This is a genomic window from Ramlibacter sp. (assembly GCF_035706265.1).
Taxonomy (GTDB): Bacteria; Pseudomonadota; Gammaproteobacteria; order Burkholderiales; family Burkholderiaceae_C; genus Ramlibacter.
This window is the reverse complement of record NZ_DASSVG010000663.1, coordinates 1-2,021: the sequence shown is the minus strand read 5'-3', so window position 1 is coordinate 2,021 and position 2,021 is coordinate 1. Positions and strand designations below refer to the sequence as shown.

3 protein-coding genes and 2 pseudogenes are annotated in these 2,021 nt (G+C 69.5%); 1 reads left to right on the top strand and 4 read right to left on the bottom strand.

Features of this window, described 5'->3' with window-relative positions; translation table 11 throughout:
* Window positions 1-185: pseudogene (locus tag VFM98_RS23785) on the top strand (dihydrolipoyl dehydrogenase); the annotation flags it as partial.
* 43 nt (window positions 186-228) lie between these two features.
* Here the strand turns inward: VFM98_RS23785 and VFM98_RS23780 are convergent.
* From VFM98_RS23780 to VFM98_RS23765, 4 genes and pseudogenes are all read right to left on the bottom strand, one after another.
* Window positions 229-567, bottom strand: a complete 339-nt coding sequence (locus VFM98_RS23780; protein WP_325112370.1) for a GIY-YIG nuclease family protein — start codon at window positions 565-567, stop codon at window positions 229-231.
* Between the two features lie 49 nt (window positions 568-616).
* Complete coding sequence (locus VFM98_RS23775) at window positions 617-1,042, bottom strand: organic hydroperoxide resistance protein (protein WP_325112369.1); 426 nt, start codon at window positions 1,040-1,042, stop codon at window positions 617-619.
* 93 nt (window positions 1,043-1,135) lie between these two features.
* Window positions 1,136-1,594, bottom strand: a complete 459-nt coding sequence (locus VFM98_RS23770) for a MarR family transcriptional regulator (RefSeq protein ID WP_325112368.1) — start codon at window positions 1,592-1,594, stop codon at window positions 1,136-1,138.
* Window positions 1,595-1,650: 56 nt separating this feature from the next.
* Window positions 1,651-2,021: pseudogene (locus tag VFM98_RS23765) on the bottom strand (DNA polymerase IV); the annotation flags it as partial.

Sequence of the window (2,021 nt, the reverse complement as noted above, 5' to 3'; positions counted from 1 at the left end):
TCGTCGGTCCGCATGCGGGCGACCTGATCTCGGAGGTCGCGCTGGCCATCGAGATGGGCGCCGAGGCCGGCGACATCGGCATGACGATCCACCCGCACCCGACGCTGAGCGAGTCGGTCGGCATGGCCGCCGAGGCCTACGAAGGCACCATCACCGACCTGTATATCCCGAAGAAGAAAAAGTAGGCGGGAGATGGCAGGAAGAGGCCCGGGAACACCCGGGCCTTTTTCATTCGAGGACGGCCTCCGTCTGCTGCAGGTAGGCCGCCTTGTCCGCGCGGGGCAATCGCTTGATCGCCGCTTCCGCGCGCGAGGCGCTGGAGCGATCGGGGAAGGCGCGCCAGCCGAGCAGCCGGCGGGGCGGATTGGCCCGCGTATAGCGCGCGCCGCGCCCGCTGGCGTGGGCCGCGTAACGGCGCTGGAGATGGTTGGTGATGCCGGCGTACCACGCGCCGTTCGCGCATTCGATCAGGTACAGGCACCACTGGCCGGCCGGTGGCCAGGGCGGCGGTGCGGCATCGGCCGTCGCGTCAGGATCGGGTGGAGTCACGGCGGTGGGGCAGGGCATGGCCGCACGTCATACCGCAGCCGTCGCCGCCGCGAAAGCCCGCGGTGGCTCAGACCACCGTCAGGGTGATGTCGATGTTGCCGCGGGTGGCGTTGGAGTACGGGCAGACCACATGCGCCTTCTGCACCAGCGCCTCGGCCACCGCGCGCTCCACGCCCGGAATGCTGATCTTCAGCTCGACCTCGATGCCGAAACCGGTCGGGATCGGGCCGATGCCGACGCTGCCTTCGATGCGGGTGTCGGCCGGCAGGGCGACCTTCTGCTGGCCGGCGACGAACTTCAGCGCGCCAAGGAAGCAGGCCGAGTAGCCGGCCGCGAACAGCTGTTCGGGATTGGTGCCGTCACCGCCGGCGCCACCGAGCTCCTTCGGCGTGGTCAGCTTGACGTCGAGCACATGGTCGGACGACACGGCACGGCCGTCGCGGCCGCCGTTGGCGGTGGCGTGGGCGCGGTACAGGACTTTTTCGATGGACATCGGTGTGACTCCTCGGGGTGGGTGGGGCAGGGTGCGCTGCGATGGGTGCACAAGTGCGCTATTCCATCGCGCGCGATATGTAAGGCAAAACGATCAGCCGTGGCCGGACAGCCGGTCACGCAGGCCGTCGAGCTGCTGCTTGAGCGCGATCAGCTCGTCGCGCTCGCAGCCGGTGGCGCAGAAGGCCGATTCGGGCACTTTGCTTGCGCGGCGCTTCAGGCCGCGACCGGCGGCGGTGAGGCTGACCACGACCTGGCGCTCGTCCGCGCTGGCGCGCTGGCGCTGCACCAGGCCGGCGGCCTCGAGCCGCTTGAGCAGCGGCGTCAGCGTGGCCGAGTCGAGGAACAGGCGCTCGCCGATCTGCGAGACCGTCACGCCATCGCGCTCCCACAGCACCAGCATCACCAGGTACTGCGGGTAGGTGAGCTCCAGGTCCGCCAGCAGCGTGCGGTAGACCTTGGTCATTGCCAGCTGCGCGGCATACAGCGAAAAGCACAGCTGGCTGTCCAGCTGCAGCGGCGAGGGCGGAGCGGCGGGTCGGCGTGGGCTCATGGGCGCAATTTAGCTAGTGCGCTATTCAATTGCAAACTATCGTGAGGCTCGCAGGGTCAGTGACGGGCAAACAGGTCCGGCTGGATCGCCTCGTCGTCCGCATCGATGAAGCCGGACAGCCCCACCCCGACCAGCCGGTAGCGGGTGTCCGGCGGCAGCTCGACGCGGGCGCGCAGGGCACAGGCGATCTCTGCCAACTCGGCGGCGGATGCCGGCCGCGTGGCTGGCGTTAGGCTGCGCGTGAGCGTCTGGAACTGCGCCGTCTTGAGCTTGAGTACCACCGTGCGGGCGACCCGGCCCACCTCGCGCCGGTGTCCGGCCCAGGCCTTTTCCGCCAGGCGGCGGATATGCGGCGCCAGCTCGTCCAGCGGCAGGTCGTGCTCGAAGGTGTCCTCGGCCGATACCTGCACGCTGGGCCGCTCCGGCT